Source organism: Burkholderia sp. Bp9140 (genome assembly GCF_003853425.1).
GTDB lineage: Bacteria > Pseudomonadota > Gammaproteobacteria > Burkholderiales > Burkholderiaceae > Burkholderia.
In genome coordinates this window covers 1-1,549 of the sequence record NZ_QTPQ01000103.1, presented here as the reverse complement: position 1 = coordinate 1,549, position 1,549 = coordinate 1, and the positions used below count along the sequence as shown (strand labels likewise).

General features: G+C 63.6%; 1 protein-coding gene. It reads right to left on the bottom strand.

The window, feature by feature from the left end; all coding sequences use genetic code 11:
- Window positions 1-286: 286 nt before the first annotated feature.
- Window positions 287-1,417: an IS110 family transposase gene (locus tag DIE21_RS36780; protein WP_124502200.1), complete on the bottom strand. Its 1,131-nt coding sequence runs from the start codon at window positions 1,415-1,417 to the stop codon at window positions 287-289.
- Window positions 1,418-1,549: the final 132 nt, after the last annotated feature.

The following is a 1,549-nucleotide window of genomic DNA, read 5'->3' as shown; positions in this document are numbered from 1 at the left end:
GCTGATATGACTCCCCGTGTCAATCGGGATCGGTTCTTTCAGTTTTCGAATGCATGTTGTCTGAATTTCCTGAGGGCGACGTAGCAGTAAATCTCGACGGTGGATCACGCTGATATCCGCGGGTTGGCTACCGCATTACAGAGGTCCGCCCAATGAGCCTGCCGCTATCTAGTCCCGCAAGTCGGATGCAATCCGTTGCGTAGCCGCGTCGCGGGTTACTCGTGTGCCGGGCTACGCCGCCTTCAGGAAACTGCTCCTCCAGTCGTGGGTGGGCTTGGGTTTCGCGTCAGGCGGGGAGCGCTGCACGCGGTACGGCCAGCGACATGGCAAGCCGGCTGATGTCCCAGATGAACCCGCTGAGTTCGCGGGCGACCGCGACCACCGCGATGTTCTTCTCCTTGCCGCGCGCGACGAGCTTCCGGTAGCGTCGACACAGGCGAACTTGCGCGTCCCAGGCGCGATCCACAATGGGCTTGGGGATGCCTTCGTGGCGCAGCTGGATCTCGGGACTCACGTGGGCTGGATATCGGTAGCTCCAGGCTGCTTCGACGAGCAGCTTTCTCGCGTAGCTGTTGCCGTTCTTGGTGATGCTGCCCTGACGGCGCTTCGCGCCCGACGAGTGTTCGGATGGCGTCACCCCCAGCCAGGCCATCAACTGGCGTGGGTGGGCGAAGCGCGACAGATCGCCGAGTTCGGCGAGCATTCCGACTGCCGTGGTGAACTGCACGCCGCGCATCGTTTGCAGGCCCAGGACGGCCGGATAGAAGCGCCAGTTGACGGCCGCCTCGCGCAACGCAGCCTCGAGCCGATCACATTGCACGAGGCGATCCTCGATCGCGCGCCGGAACTCCTCGAACGCCAGTTGCTGCCAGGCGTGGCCGAACGCAAACGCGCTCACCCAGCGCCGGTGCGCCGGTCCCCAGTCGGCACGGCCCGTATAGCGCACCCCATGCGAGAGTAGAAAGGCCTTCAGCCGTTGCCGCGCACGCTTCAGATCGTCCTTGGCGCTGACCCACGCGCGGGCCAGATCGCGGAACGCCTCGTCTTCGACGCTGGGCACGTACACCGCTGACAGGTCGCCCGCGCGCAGCGAACGCACGAGCTTCACTGCGTCACGTCGATCGGTCTTGATGCGTTCGCCCGGCTTCCTGGGAATCAACGACGGTGCGCACACCATGCAGTCGAATCCCTTCTGCGCGAGTTGCCGGTAAAGCCCGTAGCCACACGGGCCAGCCTCGTAGACGATGTTGATGCACTGCGCCTTCGACTGCAAGCGCTTACACAGGCGATCAATATCGACCTGCGTCGTACTGACCTTGCCAAGGAGTTCGACCTCTCCTGTGCCCCAGGCGTAGGCAACGGTGATCGAGTCCTTGTGAACGTCAAGACCCACGTACAGCGTGCTATCGTGTTCCATGCTGGCCTCCGCCTGGAAATCGCCGGGTGTGGCGCGTCCACACCGTGCGGCTCTGGCAGCGATGCTAACCCGCGTTTGGTTCCTTGCTGCAGGCCAGCCCCTCTGCCTCACGGGGAGTCATACTGACTAGTC